Here is a 21,277-nt window from a genome sequence, read left to right as displayed (position 1 = left end):
CGGCATCCCGGCACAGGTGGGGCCAGGATGCATAACTGTGACGCGTGAGGCGGGTGATAGCCGGGCGGGCTGGCGAGCCGGGGTGTTGTTGCTGCCGGCGTTCGTGGGACTCGGTGTTTTCGTCATCGGGCCCGCATTGGTGTCGGCGTTCATCGCGGGCACGGACAAGACCCTGACGGGACCGCGTTTCGACTGGGTCGGCACGGCGAACCTGCGTACCGCTCTCTCCGACGCGGACCTGGCCGGCGCCGTGCGCAACACGCTGCTGTACTGCGCCCTCACGGTGGTACCCGCGATCGCGATCGGGCTGGCGCTCGCGCTGGCCGCCGAACGGGTGACCCATGGCCGGGCGCTGGTGCGATGTGCGCTGTTTCTTCCGGTCAGTGCGAATATTGTGGCCATGGCGGTCGTGTTTGCCTACATGTTCGACAGCAGCCCCGACGGTCTCGCGAACACCGTCGTCGGGCTGTTCGGGGTGGCTCCGGTCGACTGGCTCGGCGACACCTCGACCGCGTTGCCGGTGGTGGCCCTCGTCGGTGGTTGGCGGCTGACGAGCTTCGTCTTCGTCGTCTATCTCGCCGGGCTGACGGCGATCCCGAGATCGGTGTACGAGGCGGCGGACGTGGACGGCATCCACGGATTCGCCCGGCTGCGTCACATCACCCTGCCGCTGCTCGCCCCGACGACGATCTTCCTGGGGATGTTCGTCACCATTCTGACCCTGCAGACCTTCGAAACGGTCGCGGTGCTCACGAAAGGTGGCCCCCTGGACTCCAGCACGACGATCATTTACTACATTTACGAGGTCGGATTCACTGGATCGTTCCGCATCGGATATGCCTCGATGATCGCCCTGATGCTGTTTGTCGTGATCGTGGCACTGGGTGCCGCTGGTGGGCTGCTCGGGCGCCGCATCCGACGCACCCGGGAGGCCGCCGCGTGAGCGTCGACACCTCCAGTCCGGCGTCCGGGCCGACGCCCCGTGGCCACGCCGTGCGGCGAGCCTCGCGTCGGCGGGCCCCGCAACCGGGATCGGYGCCGGCGCGGATCCCGGCATCGCGGCGCGGTCGCCGCCGGTCACCGACCGGACCGACGATCGGGCGTCTCGTCCTGCTCACGATCGGCATCGTCGCGGCCGTCCTGCCCTTCGTCTGGATGGTGCGGACCGCCGTTGGGCCGCGGCAGACCGCGCTGGCGCTGACGTCGAACCCGATCCCGTCCAGCATCGACCTGAGCTCGTTCGACCGCGCCTGGTACGCCGGTGATCTCGGACCTGCCCTGCTCACGGGGGTGGCGGTGAGCCTGGCGATCCTCGCGTTGCAGCTCGTGACGGCGATCCCGGCCGCCTTCGCCTTCGCCTGTCTGCGCTTTCGCGGGCGTACGGCAGCCTTCGCGGTGGTGCTCGCCACCCTGCTGGTGCCGACCCAGATCACCGCCGTGCCGAACTACGTCACCATTTCCGCGCTCGGACTCGCTGACACCCGGGTCGGCCTGGTCCTGCCGTTCATGACACACGCGGCGATGATCTTCATGCTCCGGCAGTACATGAGTACCATCCCGGGGTCGGTCCTGGAAGCCGCGCGGATGGACGGGCTCGGTACCTGGCGGACGCTGTGGACGATCATCGTGCCGCTCGCCGCGCCCGCKATCGCCTCCGTATCGGTGTTCAGCTTCCTGTTGTCGTACAACGAGTACCTGTGGCCGCTGCTGGTCGCGCGGTCGCCGGACATCGCCACCCCGCCGCTGGCGCTCGCGCGCCTGATGACCGACTCCTCCTCCGTCATTCCGGACTTCACCGAGCTCGCCGCGGCCGCGCTGATCATCAGCCTGCCGTCGCTCGTCGTCTTCGTCGCCGCCCAACGCCGTCTCGCCGCCGGAATTACCGGTACGGGTGCCGGTGCCTGAGAGGAAGAACGTGTGATCCGTATTCGCCGAATGCTGCCGCTGCCCGTCGCCGCCGCGATGATCATCCTGACCGCGTGCGGCGGCGGTGGTGACGCGAGCCCGGCAGACCCCGCGGAGAGCCTGCGCCCCACGGCCCGTCCAGCCGACGCCGGCGTCGACAACGTGGCGGGCGCCAAGGCGTCGCCCGCCTGCGTGGCCCAGGTCAAGACGCTGCGGATGTCCGCCGTCGGCACGCTCAACGACGTCGCGAAATCCGGCAAGGCCTATCTGGAGAAGGCGCATCCCGGCCTCACCGTGGACCTCAACACGAGTGCGCCGGACTACACCTCCCTCGTCCAGCAGATCAGCGCCGACCGCTCGGCCGGCCGTTCCGTCGACGTGGCGGTCGCCGGCTTCGACCTGCTCCCGACCTTCGCCCGGGACCTCGGCGCCCAGGAGCTCTCCCCGCGCCTGCTGCGCGCGTCCTACGACCAACGGCTGGTCGGCCTCGGGCAGGTCGCCGGGAAGCAGATCGGCATTCCCCAGCAGGTGTCGTCTCTGGCCCTGGTCTACAACCTCGACGTGCTGCAGAAGGCCGGCGTCGATCCGGCGACGCTGGGCACGACCGACGGGGTGATCGCCGCCGCCGACAAGATCAAGGCTTCGGGTCAGAATATCCAGCCCCTCGACCTGCCGACCGGCCAGCAGTTCGGGCAGTGGATCCTCAACACCCTGGCCAGCTCCAAGGGGACGCCGATCCAGGACGCGAACGGTCGGCCCGCCCTGAACACCCCGGCGGCCCGCGAGGCCGCCGCGTTCCTCGCGAAGGCCGCGAGCTACGGCACGCACTCCGCCGATCCGACCCAGCAGGGCCTGCTGCGGTTCGGCATCCGCCGGCAGACGGCGATGACCGCCGTGACGGTGGCCTCCGTGGCCGGCGGGCTGAAGTTCATCGCGGGGCAGGAGACGAAGGGTTTCCGGGCCGGCGCGGTCCCGTTCCCGACTCTGCCCGGCGGGACCCAGCACCCGGTCGCGGGCGGCAACGCGCTGACGGTCCTGTCCACCGACCGCTGCCAGCGGGAGATGGCGACCGAACTGGTCGTGTCGCTGCTTTCGCCGGACGTCGTGGCCGCGAGCACGGAGGCGTTGAGCTACATCCCGGTGGATACTCAGGCCGTCAGCCAGCTCGGGTCGTTCTACGAGACCTATCCGCAGCTCAAGCCGTTCAACGCGCTCATCCCCTCGCTGGTGAAGGCGCCGGCTTGGAGCGGGGCCCGCGGCGGGGAGGTCCCGAGCGCGATCTCGGACCAGGTGCAGCGCATCCTTAAGGGCGAGGACCCGGTCAGGGCCCTCGCCGCGGCCCAGAGCCAGGCTGTGGAACTCACCCGTTGACCGGCGGACGCCGCGGGAGAGACCGATGACCCGGATCACGGAACCGGCCGACGGACCCGCCGTGGTGACGGCCGCCACCGCGGGGGTGCCGATCGAGATCGACGGGCTGGGCCGGTCGTTCGGCCCGGTCCATGCGCTGCGCGACGTCACGCTGACGGTTGYGCCGGGGGAGATCGTCGCGCTGCTCGGACCGTCCGGCTCGGGCAAGTCGACGCTGCTGCGGATCTGCGCCGGGCTCGAGGAGCCGACGTCGGGTGATCTGCGTTTCGGCGCGGTCAGCCAGCTTGGCGTCGCACCCCACCGCCGGGACGTGTCCATGGTCTTCCAGCATTTCGCGCTCTACCCGCATCTGACGGCGCTGGAGAACCTCACTCTGGCGTTGCGTCACGGCCGCGGCCTGCCGAAGGCCGCGGCGGTGGCCCGGGCCCGTGAGACGCTGGACATGCTCGGCATCGGTGAGCTGGCAGCTCGCCGGCCCGCGAAGATGTCCGGGGGCCAGCGCCAGCGGGTCGCGATCGGCCGGGCACTCGCGACCCGGGCCCGGGTGATCCTGTTGGACGAGCCGATGTCGGGGCTCGACGCCCAGCTCCGGGTCGATCTGCGGGTCGAGATCGTGGGCCTGCTGCGCCGGCTCGGCACCACCGCCCTGTTCGTCACGCACGACCAGGCCGAGGCGATGGCGGTCGGTGACCGGGTCGCGGTGCTCAGCGGCGGCCGGCTGCAGCAGATCGGGACGCCCGACGAGATCTACGACCGGCCCGCCACGCGCTTCGTCGCGGCGTTCATCGGCAGCCCGCCGATGAACGTCCGGGAGGGACGCTGGCATGACGGCCAACTGCACGGGGACGGATTCGCCCTGCCCGCCCCCGCCGGCGCGACGGCATTCGGAGTCCGGCCCGAGCACCTGGTCCTGGTGGCGGCGGCTTCCACTGGATCGGGATCGGTACCGGCGGACGCCGTGGTGGCGCCGGTGGCGCTGGCGTCGGACGCGCTGCGGGTAACCGGTGAGGTCGTGGTGAGCGAGCGGCTCGGGGCGGAGCGGACGGTGTACGTCCGGACCTCCGCCGGGGTGCTCGCCGTCAGGGTCGACGCCGCTGAGGTGCCCGGCGTGGGCATGCGGGTCACCCTGCGCGCACCGCTGTCCACCCTGACCTTCTTCGACGCCGCCGGCGCCCGGATCTGACGCGGCGCGGCCTCGATCCGCCGCAGCCGTCCCCCCTCCCACCMCGCGCGTCCAGTCGGATCGGCGCCGCGTGAATCGCGGAGGGGCCCTCCCCGTGGGCCTGTCCCCGGCTGCCCGACTCGGGAGAATTTCTGACCGGTCGACGTGGTCGCATTGGGTCAAAAAAATATAACACGCTTTTTTCGGACGCTCGGCGGACATGCGTGCAATCAGGGCCCGCCAGTGGTCCGGGAGTGACCTCTGTGCACGCATMGCACCGGAGTCGTCTCTTGGAGCACCAAGATGTCGCGACATAGCGTTAGTAGGTACTCACGGAAGTGCCMCTGGAGATGCGACTGCGAGGAGATCGTCGATGCTGACGGATAACGCTCATGCCTGCACTCATCCGCTTGCGTTCATCCGAGCCCAGCGCGGGTGGTCCTACCAGCGTCTGGCGCGGGTCGTGGCCCGCCGCGCACGTGACCTCGGGGTGGCGAACATGGCCGCCGAGCGGCAGAAGGTCTGGCGCTGGGAGCACCGTGGGGTCGTGCCCGACCGGGTGTCCCAGCTCGCGCTCGCCGCGGAGCTCGGCGTGCCCAACGATCGCCTGGAGTCGCACCCCTGGCCCGCGTGGCTACCGACCGGCGACGCGGTGCGCACCGAGTACCCGTGGACGCCGGGTGGCAGCATAACCTCGATCATGGACGTCGTCGAGGACGCGCTCTCCGACCGCCGCGGCTTCCTGACGATCACTGGGACCGGGGTGGCGGAACTCGCGACGCAGTGGCTCGGCATGGAACCGGCCCGGCTGGCGGCGGCCCTGAACGGGGGACGGGTCGACGACCAGATCGTGAACCGGATCGAGCACAACATCCCCGGGCTACGGGTCATGGATGAGCGGCTCGGTGGGGAGAGCGTGCGCCGGCTGGTCGACGCCGAGCTCGGCGTGGTGGCGGACCTGCTGGCGCGCGGATCCTATACCGAGCACGTGGGCCGTCACCTGCATCTGGTGGCCGCGGAGCTCGCCCGGTTCGCGGGATGGGTCTCGTTCGACGCCGGCTTCCAGACGGCCGCCCAGCGGTACTGGATCACCGCGCTGCATGCCGCGCACGCCGGCGGGGACCGCATGCTCGGTGCGAACGTGCTGAAGAACATGTCCCTGCAATGCGTGGACTTCGCCCGCCCACGGGAGGCGGTGGATCTGGCCGAGGCCGCCGTGGCCAGCGCCGGGGGGGCGTCCGGTCGCGTCGGCGCCATGCTGCACATGCGGCGGGCCCGTGCCCATGCCGCGCTCGGGGAGGCCAGCGCCTGCGCGCAGGCGCTGGYCTGCTCGGAGGAAGCGATGGTCACCGCGCGGCCTGAGGAGCCCGCCTGGTCGTCCTACTTCGACGAGGCCGAGTACCAGGCGCAGATCGGCAGCTGCTACATCGATCTCGGTCACCTCGCGCAGGCGGACCGGTGGCTGGAACGCTCCCTGGCGATCCAGCCGGACTCCCGGGCCCGGGACCGGGCCACCTACCTGCTTCGGTGGGCCGCGGTCCAGATGGATCTCGGTAACGTCGATCACGGGTGCGAGCTGACCCGCCAGGCCCTGCCGATGCTGGCGGCGACGCGATCCAAGCGCAACGCCCGCCGGGCCGACGAGCTGCGCCGCCGGCTGCGGCGGCACGGCACCGACCCGGCGGTGCGGGAACTCGATCAGATCCTCGCCCGGACTGTCTGAGCCGGCCGGAACCCGAGCCGGCCGGGAATCAGGAACGCAGCCGCCCGGCGGGACGCTTCGGCGCCGTCGTGGCTGGCTCGTCGTCCGGATCGATCGCGGCGGCCAGCGGCGCGCCGTCGGGATCGGCGACGACGAGGGAGGCATCCGTCGGCACGGACCGCTTGATCACCGCCAGGGCGATGGGGCCGAGTTCCTCGTGGACCTCGGAGCTGCCGACAAACCCGACCTCGCGCCCGCCGACCGTGACGGTGGAACGGGGCGCCGCCACCRTGCCGTCGAGATGCAGCAGCACCAGCCGCCGCGGCGGGCGACCGAGGTTGTGCACCCGGGCGACGGTTTCCTGCCCGCGGTAGCAGCCCTTGTCCAGGTGCACGGCGCTCGCCAGCCACCCCACCTCGTGCGGAATGGTGCGATGGTCGGTCTCCCGGCTGAGCCGGGGCCGTCGGGAGGCGATGYGCATGGCGTCGAAGGCGGACAGCCCGGCCAGACCCGCCCCGGCGGCGCGCAGCCGCTCGACGGTGCCGGTCAGGTCGGCCCGGCCGACGAGGAGGTCGACGCCGTGGGGCATCCGCCGGACCAGCGTGCCCGTCCCGGTACGGCCGACCGGGTAGGGACCGGTGATCGGCGCCCCGACCGGGCCGGGTGCCTGTGGTTCGGGCAGGCCCGGGCCGGGCGCGCCGTCACCCGGCCCGCCCAGTGCCGCGGCCGCGACCTGCGCGGCCCTTGGCCCGAGCACGCTGAGCACCGCCGTCACCGCGCCGAGGTCCGCTGGCTCCACTCGGAGCATGAAGCGCATCGACTCCAGGTAGCGCAGCAGGATGCCGCCGGTGCCGGGCTCGACGTCCACCCAGGTGGACGTGCCGTCGTCGGCGAGGACGAGATGGTGTTCGACGTGGCCGTGCGGGGAGAGCACCAGCGCCTCGGTGCCCCGCAGCGCGCCCAGCGCGGACAGATGCTGAGAGGTGATGCTGTGCAGCCAGGAGAGCCGGTCGGGGCCGGAGACGCGCAGCACGTCCCGATGTGATCTGTCGACGACGGCGGCACCGCCGCGCACCGCGCGCTGTTCCCGTAGCGGATCGCCGTAGTGGGCGGCGACCGCGTCGTCTTCGGCAGTGCCGGCCACCGCACCCGGCAGGCCGAGCAACGGGGAGAGCGAGGCGGGCGTCGTGAGGGACCCTGCGGTCATGGGACTCAGTCTAGGTCCCCGTGGCGTGCCTCGGCCGGGTCCGCGCACGGTTCGGCTGTGGCCCCGGGCCCGCGCGGGTGGCCTGGCTGTTCCGACCGGCCGGTGTCAGGAGCGTCCCATCAACGCGCGCGGAAAAGCCGTTGCGATGCGCCCCTGGGTCCGCGTAGCGTCACGGGTACACGAGAAGGGAGGTGGTCCAGGCTTTGTATGCTCATAGGACTCGTGAGGTGGCTGTCCGCTAGCCGGTCTCGTGGTCCTCACCTCTAGCCGGGTGGCCCATGGGCACCGGCACCGGCGAGAACCAGGCAGACACCCGACCCCCGGGCGCCGTCGCAAGTCCCGACGGCCCGCCTCCGCTTCGCGCGGCGGCGGAGCGCCCGGGGGTCGTTCAGTTCCGGATGAATTCCTGTCGTGCCGCCGGATTCCTGTCCTGCCGCCGGGTGACAACCGGTCGCCGGCACGACCGGCCCCGAGCCGGGGAGTCACAGGCAACAACCGGCAATGCTGGCCGAGCGGGCCGCCGAGCGGGCAGGATCTCGGGTATGCCGACGCTCGTCCTGCTCCGCCACGGTGAGAGCATTTGGAACCGCGAAAACCTGTTCACCGGCTGGGTGGACGTTGATCTTTCCGAGAAGGGTGCCAAGGAGGCCACTCGCGGGGGTGAGCTGCTGCGGGAGTCCGGCGTCCTGCCGGACGTGGTGCACACGTCCCTGCTGACCAGGGCGATCCGCACCGCCTGGCTGGCGCTGGATGCCGCCGGGCGCACCTGGGTTCCGGTTCGCCGCACCTGGCGGCTCAACGAGCGGCACTACGGCGGCCTGCAGGGCCTGAACAAGGCGGAGACGCTGGAGAAGTTCGGCGCGGAGCAGTTCCAGCTCTGGCGTCGCTCCTATGACACGCCGCCGCCGGAGATCGGTCCGGAGCAGGTCAGCGGGGTGGACGAGCGCTATGACGACCTTGCCCCCGACGTCATCCCGCGGACCGAGTGCCTCGCCGACGTCGTTGCCCGGATGCTGCCCTACTGGTACGACGCGATCGTGCCGGACCTGCGGACCGGCCGTACCGTCCTGGTGGCGGCGCATGGCAACTCGCTGCGCGCCCTGGTGAAGCATCTCGATCACATCAGCGACACTGACATCGCCGGGCTCAACATCCCCACCGGCATCCCGCTGCGCTACGAGCTGGACGACCAGCTGGGTGTGGTGAGCTCGGGGTACCTCGACCCCGACGCCGCGGCGCTCGCCGCGRCCGCCGTCGCCGCGCAGGGCACCAAGAAGTAGTCAGAAAAGCAATCAAGAAGATAGTCGAGGCTAAAAATAGTCGGGACTATAATCATATAGTCCCGACTGAGTCATATAGTCCCGACCGGCCCGTGCCATCATCGCGGGCCATCACGGGCAGCCGCCGTAGCGCCGGCGGGATGCACGCGGGGAACCGTCGGGCCGTGCGTGGGGGCCACGCCCGCGCGAGACCGGGGGCGGATCTCCCCGGGTGCCCTCACGCGCCGCTGGAATCCCCGGTGACCAGGTAGAGCACCCGGCGGGCGACCGAGACCGCATGGTCGGCGTACCGCTCGTAGTAGCGGCCGCAGAGAGTGATGTCGATCGCCGCCTCCATCCCGTGCGGCCAGGGCTTCTCGATCAGTATGTGGAACAGGGCGCGGTGCAGCCCGTCCATCGCGTCGTCGTCGGCCTCCAGCTGCTTGGCGAGGTCGGTGTCCCGGCTGGCGATCACCGATCCGGCCTTCGCGACGATGCGCTGCGCGACCTGCCCCATCTCCAGCAGGGTCGCCCGGAGCTCCGGCGGGACCGCCCGGCCCGGGTAGCGCCGGCGGGCGACCTTCGCCACGTGCAGGGCGAGGTCGCCCATCCGCTCCAGGTCGGCGACGATCCGCAGCGTGGCCACCATCATCCTCAGATCGGTGGCGACCGGGGCCTGGCGGGCCATCACGTCGAAGGCCCGCTCCTCGATCTCGTTGCGCAGCAGGTCGACCGTCTCGTCTCCGCTGATGACGTTCTCGGCGAGTTGGAGATCGGCGTCGAGGAGAGCGGTGGTGGCCCGGGCCATGGCCGAGGCGACCAGGTTGGTCATCTCGATCAGGGACCGGTTGATGCTGTCGAGTTCGTCGGTGAAGGCGTCCCGCACGGACGGCTCCTTCTCATTCGGTGGGGGATCGAGGGGTCAGAGATCCTGAGGGATTGATTCGATCATGGTGCTTCTGGGTACTTGCGTCGCTCCGGTTCTGACGATGATGCGGACCTCTYGCTCTCTGGTGAACATTGACGATGGGTCTGATGAACAGCTAGCGACGATCGGCGGTGGAGGCTTGCAGAGCAATACCTAGGTGGCATGCGGACACCTAGCATGCGGCGAGTGGGTGACAGGTCGGCGGATGCCATGACAACCGGTACACACCGCATCCGCGGCTCGTGCAGGTCGGCAGGCCGTACAGGGTGAGCGGACGATGGTGGACGATGACAGCGGTGCCTGGAACAGCCGGTTCGACGACTGACCTGACTACTGGTTCGGCGTCCGGCGGGGACACCGGCGGCATGACCTTGCCGGCAAGGCTCGTGCGTCGGGTGATCGCCGGCCTGCCGACCGGTCTGCTCGTCCTCGACGCCGCGGACCGGGTGGTCCTGGTGAACATGGTCGCGCGACGTATGGGTGTGGTCGCCGCCGACGAGATCGCGGTGGCGGAGCTGGCCGATCTCGTCCGGGCCACCCGGCTCGCGGGCAGTGACCAGGAGCGGCAGCTTGAGCTGCCGCCCGTCCCCGAGCCCCCCCTCACCCGTCCCCGACCGGACCAGGAGGGGCTGGCGGTGCGTGCCCGGGCCCGGCTGCTGGACTCGTCCGGTCATGTCGCCGTCATCGTGGATGACATTACCGAGTCGCGTCGGGTCGAGGCCGTCCGTCGGGACTTCGTGGCGAACATCAGCCACGAGCTCAAGACGCCGGTCGGTGCGTTGCACGTCCTCGCCGAAGCGGTCGCCGCGGCCTGCGAGGACCCGGTGGCAGTCCGCCGGTTCGCCTCCCGGATGACCCACGAATCGACCCGGCTCGCCCGTCTTGTTCAGGAGATCATCGATCTCTCCCGGCTGCAGGGCGCCGATCCRCTGCCCAACCTGCGGCCGATGCGGGCGTCCGCGGTGCTCACCGAGGCGGTCGACCGCACCCGGCTGGCAGCGCAGGCCCAGGCGATCTCGGTTGCGGTGATCGGCGACGGTGACCTGCCGGTGTGTGGGGATGAGGGCCAGCTCGTGACCGCCGTCGCGAACCTGCTCGACAATGCGATCAGCTACTCGCCGCGTGGCACCCGGGTTGTGCTCGGGGTTCGGYGCAGCGGTGAGACCGTGGAGATCTCCGTCGCCGACGAGGGCATCGGGATCGCGGAGAAGGACCTGGAACGGGTCTTCGAACGCTTCTATCGGGCGGATCCGGCGCGATCCCGCGCGACCGGTGGGRCCGGCCTGGGGCTCGCCATCGTCAAGCACATCGCGACCAATCACGGCGGCGTGGTCTCTGTGTGGAGCGCCGAGGGCGCGGGTTCCACCTTCACGCTCCGGTTGCCGCTGTTCACCGGCGACGATGACGATGCGATGACGGACGGCTCGGACGAAACCCGCGAGGATGACGGGGTGGATGGCTTCGACGTCGTCGGGGCCGATGCCGACGCCCGCGGTCGGGGCGATGGTGAACATCATGGCGATGGTGAACATCATGGCGATGATGAACTCGGTGGCGGTTCGTGAACGGTGAACGGTATCGGTCATGACCGGTAGACGCGGCGGGTCCACCCGTCCCATCGACGGTAACAGGAAGCGGTCCGGGTCGGCCGGTCCGTCCAACGTAACAAGGGGAGCGAACAGGTGACCCGGCTGCTCGTGGTCGAGGACGAGGAGTCCTTCTCCGACGCGTTGTCGTTCATGTTGGAACGGGAGGGCTTCGAGGTGGGGGTCGTCGCCGACGGCCCCAGCGCGTTGGCCGAGTTCGATCGGCGGGGGGCTGATCTTGTCCTGCTGGACCTCATGCTGCCGGGGCTGTCGGGCACGGAAGTGTGCCGAACCTTGCGAACCCGTTCCACTGTGCCGATCATCATGCTGACCGCTCGGGACAGCGAGATCGACAAGGTGCTCGGGCTGGAACTCGGAGCGGACGACTACGTCACGAAGCCGTTCTCCGCCCGGGAGCTGGTGGCGCGGATCCGCGCGGTGCTGCGGCRGCGGTCGGAGAACGAGGAGGTGGGGGACGCGACGTTGGAGGCCGGCCCGGTCCGGATGGACGTTGAGCGCCATGTCGTCACCGTCGACGGGACCACGGTCACCCTGCCGCTCAAGGAGTTCGAGCTGTTGGAGATGTTCCTGCGCAACGCGGGCCGGGTGCTGACCCGGGGCCAACTGATCGACCGGGTCTGGGGGTCGGACTACGTCGGCGACACCAAGACCCTGGATGTCCACGTCAAACGACTGCGGACAAAGATTGAGCACGAACCCGGCAACCCGCGGCACCTGGTGACCGTCCGGGGACTGGGATACAAGTTCGAGCCGTGACCCCGGCGGTCGCGGCCGGAGGGAACGGTGAAGAGGTGCTCGGTGGCGTGCGTCCGGGTGCGTGGTTTCCGAAGATCGTGGCGCAGCCCGACGCCGCCGTCGCCCCGGGACGGCAGGCGGCCGTGGTGAGTCCGCTCCCGGCGGGTCCACATCCCGGTCCAATGCGTCTCGGTGTGATCGACATCGGCTCGAACACCGTCCACCTGCTTGTCGTGGACGCGCACCGGGGCGGCCAGCCGCAGCCGGCCGCCAGCGTGCGCGTGCCGTTGCGGCTRGTGGAACTGCTCGACGCGGACGGGGCGCTGGACGCCGCTGGAGAGCGCGCCCTGACCTCCTGCGTCCTGGACATGCGCCAGCAGGCCGACGCGCTCGGGGTCCACGATCTGGCGGCCTTCGCCACGTCGGCGTTGCGGGACGCCACCAACGGAGAGGCGGTCCTGCGCCGGGTGGGCGAGGCCACCGGGGTCTCCATCGGCGTCCTGCCCGGGGAGGAGGAGGCCAGGTTGACCTTCCTCGCCGTCCGCCGGTGGTTCGGCTGGAGCGCCGGCCGGTTGCTGGCGTTGGACATCGGCGGTGGTTCCCTGGAGATCGGCGCCGGCATGCACGAGGACCCCGAGGTGGTCGCATCCCTGCCGCTTGGCGCGAGCCGGCTGACCCGGGACTGGCTGGCCCCGAGCGACCCGCCCAAGCGGTCCGAGCTCAGCGAGCTGCGCCGTTACGTCCGGTCCCAGATCGCGCCGATCGTGGGCACCATCTATCCCCTGGGGGAGCACACGAGGGCGGTGGCGACGTCGAAGACCTTCCGGTCGCTGGCTCGGATCGCCGGTGCGGAGTCCTACAGCCGCGGTCCCTATACCCGCAGGGTGCTGCGCCGGGACGACCTCGTGGAGGTGACGGCCAAGGTGTGCCGGATRTCGGTCGAGGAGCGCGCGGCGCTGCCGGGCGTCTCCGCCTCCCGGGCGGCCCAGTTGGTCGCGGGGGCGGTCGTCGCGGACGAGGCTCTCGATCTGTTCGCCATCGACGAGGTGGAGATTTGCCCCTGGGCCCTGCGCGAAGGGGTGATCCTGCGCCGCCTGGACTGGCTCACCTCATCCTGACGCCGGAGCGATGAACTCCCTTCACCTGGCAGAGGGTGAGATGAACCTTGCAGAAAGTGTTCTTGATGCGCGTAATTGCCCGATGTGGCCGTTGTCACGGGCGATATGAAGGTTCCGACCGTCATCCCGCGGATGTCTGTGCGGGCGGGGCCGCGGAGATGGCCTAGCCTGGGAGATGAGGTCGGTCGTGACGGCCAACCCCCGGCTCGCGCGGCAGGGAGACGGATTGCAGGCATGGCGTGACGACGCGCGGTCGGTGTCGCCGACCGCGATGGCTCCCGCCCCGATCTCGTCCGGTGGGGTCGCGGGCGGTTCGGGGCCCGGTGGTGGCGGTAGCTCCTCGCTCATTGTCCCGCGCGGAGCGCCCGAGCTGGCCACGACCGCTCCGGGTGCCCGCGTGGCGCTCTCAACGGCCTCGACCTATCCCGAGTCCACCGCCTCGGCCTTCGAGATGGCGGCGCGGCTGGGGTATGACGGGGTCGAGATCATGGTCTGGACCGATCCGGTTAGCCAGGATCCGCAGGCGCTGAAGCGGCTGATGGACTATCACGGCATCCCGATTCTGGCCATTCATGCGCCGTGCCTGCTGCTCACCCAGCGGGTCTGGGGTAYGGATCCATGGGCGAAGCTGGTGCGGGCCCGTACCGTAGCCGAGACGCTCGGCGCGTCGACGGTCGTCGTCCACCCGCCGTTTCGCTGGCAGCGAGACTATGCCCGCGAGTTCGTGACGGGCATCGAGCGGATGGCCGGCGAGACCGACATCCGCTTCGCGGTGGAGAACATGTTCCCGCTGCGGGCGCGGGGGCGGGAGGTCTCCGCCTATGCCCCGGACTGGTCCCCGGTCGAAGACGACTACGCGCATGTCACCCTCGACCTGTCGCACACGAGTGTGTCCCGCTCGGACCCGCTCGAGATGGCCGAGCTTCTCGGCGAGCGGCTGGTCCACGTGCACATGGCCGATGGTCTGGGCTCGGCCAAGGACGAACATCTCGTCCCCGGTCGTGGCACGCAGCCCTGTGCGGAGCTGCTTGAACTGCTGGCCGCCGGCGGTTTCGACGGCACCGTGGTGGTCGAGATCAATACCAGGCGGRCCGAGTCGCGTGCCCAGCGCGAGGCCGAGCTCGCCGAGGCGCTGGCGTTCACCCGTCTGCACTTCGCCGCACCGTCCGCCGCAGGACTCCGATCCACCTACGGCTGATCCACCTACGGCTGATCCGCATCCGGGTCCACCGCCGGCTGACCCACCTCCGGGGCTGACACCGTTCCCGTGGCTCGCCGCCATGGTCGAGTGCCACCATGACGCAGTGTCCGTCCCTTCTGGTCGTACTCCCACCGGCTCGCTGTTCGACCCGTTGGCGGATGCCTACGCCGCGGCCAGGCCGAGCTATCCCGACCACATCTTCCGTGACGTCGAGCGGTTCCTCGGGCGGCCGCTGCGCGGCGCGGACGTGCTTGACGTCGGCGCCGGGACCGGCATCGCCACGCGTCTGCTGATCGGCCGGGGCGCGCGGGTGGTACCGGTGGAACCMGGGCCGACCATGCTGGCGCGGTTGCGCCAGCGCAGCCCCGGACTGCCCGCGGTGCGCGGGGACGGGGAGGCGTTGCCCTTCCGGGACCAGGTCGTCGACCTGGTCTGCTATGCCCAGGCATGGCACTGGGTACAGGTACTGACCGCCGCGGCCGAGGCCGCCCGCGTGCTGCGGCCCGGCGGAGCCCTCGCCGTGTGGTGGAACGACGTCGACGCCGAGGAGTACCGGTGGTGGCAGTGCCAGCAGGAACGGCTCGAGCGGATGAACCCCGGATATCACCGCGGGTACCGTGCGCGACCGTTCGCCGACGAGTTGCGGTGGAYCGGCCACTTCAGGGAGGTTGTCACCCTGACCGGCCGGTGGCGGCGCCGGATTAACATCGATGACTACCTCACCTGGCAGCGGTCGAAGTCCTACGTCGCGGCCATCGGCGATCGCCTCGACGATTTCCTTGACGCGGAGCGTCGCACGATGCTGCGCGCCTTTCCTGACGGTGTCGTCGTCGAGCCGTTTCGTACGCTCCTGGTGATTGCCCAGGTTCCCGAGTAGCGCGCGGGAGAGACAGCGTGGGCGCCTCTGCCGAGGCTCTCCYGTCCGGTGATCTTCCCCTTTCTCTGACGCGCTGTGACGCCATGGTTCGGCCGATGTGACTTCGTAATGAACCGTGCGCACAGCGTCGCTTTTGGGGTGGCGTTGTTTTGTGGCCACCGGTACCTGCCTTGTCCCGAATTTTCCGATCCGTTAGTCTTGCGTCATTCGCACAGTGATGTCTGACTTCGCTGGCGTAGCGGAGTGATACGGGTACCCGTATCCGGGTCATTGGTCCGACCGGCGGCATGGTTTGGGAGCGACTCACGCTCGGGTTATCGCGGCACCGTACGGTCACCCTGAGTGTCGGGTGTCGGTGCCGGGACTGCCGACGCCCGATGGAGGAGGCGACGGTCATCATGCGGCTTGCCCCGCAGCAGACTGAGGCGACAGGGATAACGAGGATAACGCGCGACGGCACCCCGGCTGGCTGGGAGCCGCCGGCCGGGCCGGCGGCGGCCGCCGCGGCGAAGTTCGCGTACAACCCGGCGCTGGACGGGCTGCGGATCGTCTGTATCTACACCATCCTCGCCGGCCACATGGGTGCGATCCAGGCCAGCAACGTCGCCGTCGACGTCTTCTTCGTGCTGAGTGGATTTCTTATCACCACGCTCCTGCTGACCGAACACAGCCGGACCGGGACGATCTCGGTGAGTCGATTCCTGGTGCGCCGGGCCTACCGGCTGATGCCCGCGATGTGGGTGTACCTGCTCGTCGGGCTCGCGGTGACGGTGGCGTTCAAATGGAACGACATCCCCTTCCGGGACGACTACGTCGGGAGTGCGCTCTCCGCCTTTTTCAATGTCAACAACTGGTACAAGGTCCTGCATCCTGCCGCCGGTGGGCGATGGTTGGCCCACGTGTGGTCCCTGTCCCTGGAGGAGCAGTTCTATCTCCTGTGGCCGGGGCTGTTCCTGATTGTCAGCCGCTCGGACCGGTTCCGGGCGCACCTGCTGAAGATGCTTTTCGCCATGATCGCCTTCGCGGCGGTCTGGACCTGGACCGTGGCCGCCGGCGGCGCCCCGCACTCGCGGGTGTACCTCGCGCTGGACACGCACGTCGCACCGCTGCTGATCGGCTGTCTGCTGGCGGTCTGGCGTGACACCCGCCTGCGCGCCCTCGTCGCCGAGGAGCCGGACCTGGCCGCGCCGCGCCGCCGCCGGCACGCCCAGCAGATCGGCACGATGACCCCTGTCACGGCGGCGACGGTCGAGCGTTGGCGGGCGGGCCGTCGGATCGCCGATCTCGGCTTCGTCGCGGGGATCGGATTGATCTTCTTCGCCTTCCTTGGGCCGAACAAGGACGGTTATGACGCCAACTGGCTCGACCATGCCGCCTACCTGCCCAGCGCCCTGCTCGGTGCCGTGGTCATCCTGGGCGCCGACCTGCGCCGCGACGCCGGCTGGGTCCGCCTGCTCGGCAGTCCACGGATGGCCTTCCTCGGTAAGATCACCTTCAGTATCTACCTCTGGCACTATCCGGTGATCTCGGTTGCGAACGGGCAGCTGGTGCCCCGGATCGGGCTGTGGCCGTCGGTTGTCGTGGCGGCGGCGGTCAGCACGTTCATCGCGTACTTCTCGAACCGGTTCGTGGAGAAGCCTGCGCAGCGTGCCCGACCCCCGTGGGCCGACACCCCCCGTGGGCCCGCGCCGGGCGCGATCCCGGCGGCGCGGCCCGCTCCCGGAGACGACATTGGACCCGGCGCCGCCACCTGGGCGCGCATTCCCGAACCGGCCCGGGAGCCCGACCGCGGACGGTTCTCGCACCCGGCCGTCCCGCGGGCCGGCCGGTACGAGGGCCACCGGCACCACCGGTCCTGGGACCGGACCGGTGAATCCGGACAGCGTTACCGGCCTGACGGGGACCGCCGGGCCGCCGGGCTGTACACCCTTGACGAGGTGTATCCGGCTGGCGAGCCAGACCGGCCGGCACGCGTCGCGTCGGCCACGACCGGTCGGTCTGATCGGCTGGATCACGACCGGCCCGGCGATCCGCCMGGGGCCCGGTCGCGGGGTGGCTGGTCGGGCGACGGTGGCTGGTCGGGCGACGGTGGCTGGTCGTCGTACGAGGTCGGGTCCGATCAACCGGCGGGTGGCCCGGACGATGCCGATGAATGGGGTGATGAATGGATCGATGAGGGCTACGTCCGTCCTTGGCCGGGGTACGGGTACGGACTCACCGAGACCGCCGACCTGTCGTGGGCGGTGCGAGGCCGGCAAAACGGCGGCGAGGAGGCGCAGCGGCCGGCGGCCACGGACCGGGCATACACCGCCGAAATAATCTACGATCCTCGATCCGTCGTCGGCCGGCGGGGCGAACGTCACGAGCCCTGGACGGGTCACGAGCCCTGGACGGGTCACGAGCCCTGGACGGGTCACGAGCCCTGGACGGGTCACGAGCCCTGGACGGGTCACGAGCCCTGGACGGGTCACGAGCCCTGGACGGGTCACGAGCCCGGCCACTGGGGTGGCCACGAACGCCGGCTCGAGTACGACGGGCGACATGGAGTTGATCGCCAGTCGGGCTACGGCTGGTAGCCCGCGCACGACGGCGGGCCGGGATCCGCGTTCCGCTGGCTGCCCGAGGGCGCCGTAACCTCCAGGCCGGGGTAGAAGCGGGTGGAAGGGAAGGATGGTCATGATCGTTGCGGTCATGGGGGCGGGACGGCTCGGCGGGGCGATGCTGTCGGGGCTGCTGCGGTCCGGGCATGCCGCTCAGGACATCGTCGTGRCCGAACGTGATGCCGACCGGGCTGGTGAGATCGTGGCGCGTCACGGCGTCGAGGTGCAGGCGCCGACGGTGGCCGCAGCCAAGGCGGATGTTCTGATCATCGGGGTGAAGCCCCAGGACGTCGGGACCCTGCTGGCCGAGATCGGGTCGGTGGTCGCGAACGGGACGCTCGTGGTGTCGTTGGCGGCGGGCATCACCACTGATCTTCTCGAGGAGCGGCTACCTTCGCTTCCCCCGGTGGTCCGGGTGATGACGAACACCCCGCTGCTCGTCGGGGAGGCGATGTCGGCGATCTGCGGGGGCCGCTACGCCGAGGAGAAGCACCTCGCCACGGCAGAAGCCCTGCTGACGCCGGTCGGCCGGGTGACGCGGGTGGCAGAGTCCCAGCTCGACGCGGTGACGGCCCTGTCCGGCAGCGGACCGGCGTACTTCTTCTATCTTGTCGATGCGATGATCGAGGCGGGTGTGCTCCTTGGGCTGCCCCGCACCCTGGCCGCGGAACTCATGACCCAGACCGCCCTGGGCTCGGCGCGGATGCTGCGCGAGAGCGGTGAGCATCCGGCGCTGTTGCGGGAGGCCGTCACCTCTCCGGCCGGGACCACGATCGCGGCACTGCGGGAGCTGGACCGTCGCGGTGTGCGCGCGGCRCTCATGGACGCCCTGGAGGCGGCGAGCAGTCGGTCGCGGGAACTCGGCCGTAGTTGAGGGCACCCGGGTACCGGAGCACCCGGGCTCCGATGGTTGCCCGCCGTGGCGGGTAGGCTCGCCCGGTAACTTCCTCAACATAGATCGGTCGGGTACGTGGGTTCTGTCATCAAGAAGCGTCGTAAGCGGATGGCCAAGAAGAAGCACCGCAAGTTGCTGAAGCGGACGCGCGTTCAGCGCCGCAACAAGAAGTAGGCCGCTGCCAGGAAGTCAGGCCGCTGCCAGGAAGTCAGGCCGCTGCCAGGAAGTAGGTAGCGCACTAGGACGCGGGTCGCCCACCGGGGGGTGGGGCGTACCCGGGAGTCCGGTCGTACCTGGAGACAGTCGGCCGATCCGCGGTCCCCGGCGTCCGGTGTCCACCCCGCACGTCGCGAGTTCGTACCRCCATGCCGTCTCGTATCATGTGGCTTTGCGTRCTGTAACTGTCACCGTGTGACAGGCTGTTTCCCTCGGGTGGCAGCGTGGCCGGCCCGCAGCCAGGGAGACGGCATGACGGGATCGTGGATCAATTTCCTGTCCGACTACGGCGTCGACGATGCCTCTGTAGGGGTGTGTCACGGGGTTATCGCGCGGCACGCCCCGTCGGCGCGCGTCCTCGACGTCTGCCACGCCATCGCGCCGCAGGACGTCGGGCATGCGGCCGTCACCCTGGTCGGCGCGATCGGTTATCTTCCGATGGGGGTTCATCTCGTCGTCGTGGAGCGGCTCGATGCCGACGGTTACACCMGCGGCGCGGCGATCCGGAGCACGGACGGCTCGACCTTCGTCTGCCCGGACAACGGCGTGGCGTCGCTGGCCTGGGATGCGCTCGGTGGCGTCGCCGCGGTGCACGAGATCTCCAACCGGGAGCTGTGGCTGCCGCTGCCCACCGCGGTGTTCCGGGGACGGGACGTCTATGCGCCGGTCGCGGCCCGGCTTGCGGCCGGACTCGCCCTCACCGACGTCGGCCCCCGGCTCGACCCCGACGCGCTCACGCGTTTCCAGCCGCGGGCGTGCAGCGTCGACGACGACCATGTGCACGGCGAGGTCGTGTCCGTCGACCACTTCGGCAATCTCTCGCTCAACATGACCCGGGCCGAGCTGGAGGCCGCCGGTATTCTGTTGGGAGATCTGGTCGAGGTCCGCGCCGGCAACCGCGTCATGCGGCTCACGTTCACGCATACCTACGGCGATGCGCCCCGCGGTGGAGTCACCTTGTGTGAGGACGCGTTGCGTCGAGTGATGATCGCAGTAAATTGTGGGCGAGCGGCCGACCTGCTGCGGCTGCGGCGCCAGGACGCGGTCGTCGTGGCGCAGCTGCCGAGGAGCCCGTCACCGGGACGCTCCATCCTGGATTTTCCGCTGCCGGCCCAGCGGTGATGCCGGCATCACCGCTGGGCCGGCAGCGTCGGCAGCGGCACCGGGCCTGGCCGGCGTCGATCCTCGTCCGGCTCGGACGGGTTGTTTTTCCCCTACTTTCCGTATTCGATGTGCGCGGCTGGCCTTACGCTGTGCAATGAGCGGTCGAGGGACGGGCGTACGATGAGCCCACGATCGGACCGCGTGAACCTTTCTCGGCCGGACATCGCGGCCCCCGGTCCCGGGGAACGGTGGCRCGCTCCGGTCGGCCTGGTTCGGGCTGCCCGGTCGCCCGGCCATCCGGTCCGGGTGCCGGGCTGGACCATGCGGGCGTTGCGGGAGACTGCCATGAGACCACGCCGTGTGTTGGTGACCGGTGTAGCGCGGCCGTTGGGGGCGCAGGTGGCGATGGCGCTCGCGGCTGACCCGGGGGTCGAGGCCGTCGTCGGGGTCGATACCACTGCTCCCACCAGCGACCTCGGGCGGACCCAGTTCGTGCGCGCGGACATCCGGCATCCGTTGATCGCAAAGGTGATCTCCACCACGGAGATCGATACGGTGCTGCATCTGAACGTGATCGCCACGCCGCTCGGTGCGGGTGGACGGGCCGCGATGAAGGAAATCAACGTCATCGGCACGATGCAGCTGCTGGCCGCGTGCCAGAAGGCGCCCAGTGTCACCAAGCTGGTCGTGAAGTCCACGACGTCGATCTACGGGTCGTCCGCTCGCGACCCCGCGCTGTTTACAGAGGACACTGAGCCGCGCGCCCTGCCCGCCGGTGGCTATGCCAAGGACGCCGTCGAGGTCGAGGGTTACGTGCGTGGATTCAGCCGGCGACGTCCCGACATCGCGGTAACCGTGMTGCGGTTCACCAACATCCTCGGTCCGCAGATCGACAGCCCGCTCGCGCGCTATCTGGACCTTCCGCTGGTTCCCACGGTCCTCGGCTTCGACCCCCGCATCCAGCTGCTGCACTCCGATGACGCGTTGGYCGTGCTGATGCGCGCGACCCGCCGCGCCCACCCGGGGACGTTCAACGTGGCCGGGGACGGTGTGCTCCTGCTTTCGCAGGCGATCCGCCGAGCGGGTCGGCCGTCCACGCCGGTGCCGTTCCCCGCGATCGGGGTGTTGGGCGGGATCGCCCGGCGGCTGCGGCTCGTCGACTTCTCCGCTGAGCAGCTTGACTTCCTCGCGCACGGCCGGGCCGTGGACACGACCCGGCTGAAGGAGATCTTCGGTTACCGGCCCCGGTACTCGACGATGGAGACCTTCGACAGTTTCGTCCGCCAGCGCGGGCTCCGGTTCACCATCGACCACGATCTGATCTCCCGAGCCGAGCACAGGATGCTCGATTCGCTGGCCCGACGCCGGCTGGTGGGAACAGGGTGATGGA

Annotated in this window: 18 protein-coding genes; 16 read left to right on the top strand and 2 right to left on the bottom strand. The window is 70.0% G+C overall.

Annotation, left to right across the window (positions count from 1 at the left end; genetic code table 11):
• Window positions 1–37 precede the first annotated feature (37 nt).
• The 5 genes from CcI156_RS01075 to CcI156_RS01055 all read left to right on the top strand — a co-directional run bounded on the left by CcI156_RS01075 (window position 38) and on the right by CcI156_RS01055 (window position 6,161).
• On the top strand, window positions 38–943 hold the full coding sequence (locus CcI156_RS01075; RefSeq protein WP_011434925.1) for a carbohydrate ABC transporter permease: 906 nt from the start codon (window positions 38–40) through the stop codon (window positions 941–943).
• Window positions 940–1,905, top strand: coding sequence for a carbohydrate ABC transporter permease (locus tag CcI156_RS01070; protein WP_076804008.1), 966 nt, complete (start codon window positions 940–942; stop codon window positions 1,903–1,905). The genes CcI156_RS01075 and CcI156_RS01070 overlap by 4 nt, the downstream gene beginning before the upstream one ends.
• Window positions 1,906–1,917: 12 nt before the next feature.
• On the top strand, window positions 1,918–3,276 hold the full coding sequence (locus CcI156_RS01065) for an extracellular solute-binding protein (protein WP_023839829.1): 1,359 nt from the start codon (window positions 1,918–1,920) through the stop codon (window positions 3,274–3,276).
• Window positions 3,277–3,301: 25 nt separating this feature from the next.
• Window positions 3,302–4,459: an ABC transporter ATP-binding protein gene (locus CcI156_RS01060; RefSeq protein ID WP_076804007.1), complete on the top strand. Its 1,158-nt coding sequence runs from the start codon at window positions 3,302–3,304 to the stop codon at window positions 4,457–4,459.
• Between the two features lie 352 nt (window positions 4,460–4,811).
• Window positions 4,812–6,161, top strand: a complete 1,350-nt coding sequence (locus CcI156_RS01055) for a transcriptional regulator (protein ID WP_076804006.1) — start codon at window positions 4,812–4,814, stop codon at window positions 6,159–6,161.
• A gap of 28 nt (window positions 6,162–6,189) precedes the next feature.
• On the opposite strand, the gene CcI156_RS01050 is transcribed toward CcI156_RS01055, so the two are convergent.
• A complete protein-coding gene (locus CcI156_RS01050; RefSeq protein WP_076804005.1) occupies window positions 6,190–7,347 on the bottom strand; it encodes a folate-binding protein YgfZ in 1,158 nt (385 codons plus the stop codon).
• A gap of 542 nt (window positions 7,348–7,889) precedes the next feature.
• Between CcI156_RS01050 and CcI156_RS01045 the strand changes: the two genes are divergently transcribed.
• Complete coding sequence (locus CcI156_RS01045; protein ID WP_076804004.1) at window positions 7,890–8,627, top strand: phosphoglyceromutase; 738 nt, start codon at window positions 7,890–7,892, stop codon at window positions 8,625–8,627.
• A 217-nt stretch (window positions 8,628–8,844) separates the two neighbouring features.
• On the opposite strand, the gene phoU is transcribed toward CcI156_RS01045, so the two are convergent.
• Window positions 8,845–9,492 (bottom strand): phosphate signaling complex protein PhoU, encoded by a 648-nt coding sequence (phoU, locus tag CcI156_RS01040; protein WP_011434932.1) that lies wholly within the window; start codon window positions 9,490–9,492, stop codon window positions 8,845–8,847.
• Between the two features lie 329 nt (window positions 9,493–9,821).
• Here phoU and CcI156_RS01035 point away from each other — a divergent pair, with 329 nt between their 5' ends.
• The 10 genes from CcI156_RS01035 (at window position 9,822) to CcI156_RS00990 (ending at window position 21,273) form a co-directional block, all read left to right on the top strand.
• Window positions 9,822–11,099, top strand: a complete 1,278-nt coding sequence (locus CcI156_RS01035; protein ID WP_076804003.1) for a cell wall metabolism sensor histidine kinase WalK — start codon at window positions 9,822–9,824, stop codon at window positions 11,097–11,099.
• A gap of 117 nt (window positions 11,100–11,216) precedes the next feature.
• Window positions 11,217–11,897 (top strand): response regulator transcription factor, encoded by a 681-nt coding sequence (locus CcI156_RS01030; RefSeq protein WP_076804002.1) that lies wholly within the window; start codon window positions 11,217–11,219, stop codon window positions 11,895–11,897.
• Window positions 11,894–12,994 (top strand): Ppx/GppA phosphatase family protein, encoded by a 1,101-nt coding sequence (locus tag CcI156_RS01025; RefSeq protein WP_371681735.1) that lies wholly within the window; start codon window positions 11,894–11,896, stop codon window positions 12,992–12,994. The genes CcI156_RS01030 and CcI156_RS01025 overlap by 4 nt, the downstream gene beginning before the upstream one ends.
• Window positions 12,995–13,265: 271 nt before the next feature.
• Complete coding sequence (locus CcI156_RS01020) at window positions 13,266–14,192, top strand: sugar phosphate isomerase/epimerase (RefSeq protein ID WP_139341394.1); 927 nt, start codon at window positions 13,266–13,268, stop codon at window positions 14,190–14,192.
• Between the two features lie 82 nt (window positions 14,193–14,274).
• Entirely contained in the window at window positions 14,275–15,072 is a 798-nt protein-coding gene (locus CcI156_RS01015; protein ID WP_076804001.1) for a class I SAM-dependent methyltransferase, read from the top strand.
• Window positions 15,073–15,470: 398 nt separating this feature from the next.
• A complete protein-coding gene (locus CcI156_RS01010) occupies window positions 15,471–17,648 on the top strand; it encodes an acyltransferase (RefSeq protein ID WP_083342724.1) in 2,178 nt (725 codons plus the stop codon).
• 100 nt (window positions 17,649–17,748) lie between these two features.
• The gene (gene proC / locus CcI156_RS01005; RefSeq protein WP_076804000.1) at window positions 17,749–18,546 is read left to right on the top strand and encodes a pyrroline-5-carboxylate reductase; all 798 of its coding nucleotides are present in this window, start codon (window positions 17,749–17,751) and stop codon (window positions 18,544–18,546) included.
• Between the two features lie 96 nt (window positions 18,547–18,642).
• Window positions 18,643–18,741 carry a 30S ribosomal protein bS22 gene (locus tag CcI156_RS01000; protein ID WP_003948845.1) on the top strand — a complete coding sequence of 33 codons (99 nt, stop codon included), beginning with the start codon at window positions 18,643–18,645 and terminating at the stop codon, window positions 18,739–18,741.
• Window positions 18,742–19,035: 294 nt separating this feature from the next.
• Complete coding sequence (locus CcI156_RS00995) at window positions 19,036–19,905, top strand: S-adenosyl-l-methionine hydroxide adenosyltransferase family protein (RefSeq protein ID WP_076803999.1); 870 nt, start codon at window positions 19,036–19,038, stop codon at window positions 19,903–19,905.
• Window positions 19,906–20,232: 327 nt separating this feature from the next.
• Entirely contained in the window at window positions 20,233–21,273 is a 1,041-nt protein-coding gene (locus CcI156_RS00990; RefSeq protein WP_076804054.1) for an NAD-dependent epimerase/dehydratase family protein, read from the top strand.
• Window positions 21,274–21,277: the final 4 nt, after the last annotated feature.

This window comes from Frankia sp. CcI156, assembly GCF_001983015.1.
GTDB classification, from domain to species: Bacteria; Actinomycetota; Actinomycetes; order Frankiales; family Frankiaceae; genus Frankia; species Frankia casuarinae.
The sequence above is the reverse complement of the archived record's forward strand: the minus strand, read 5'-3'. Positions and strand labels throughout refer to the sequence as shown.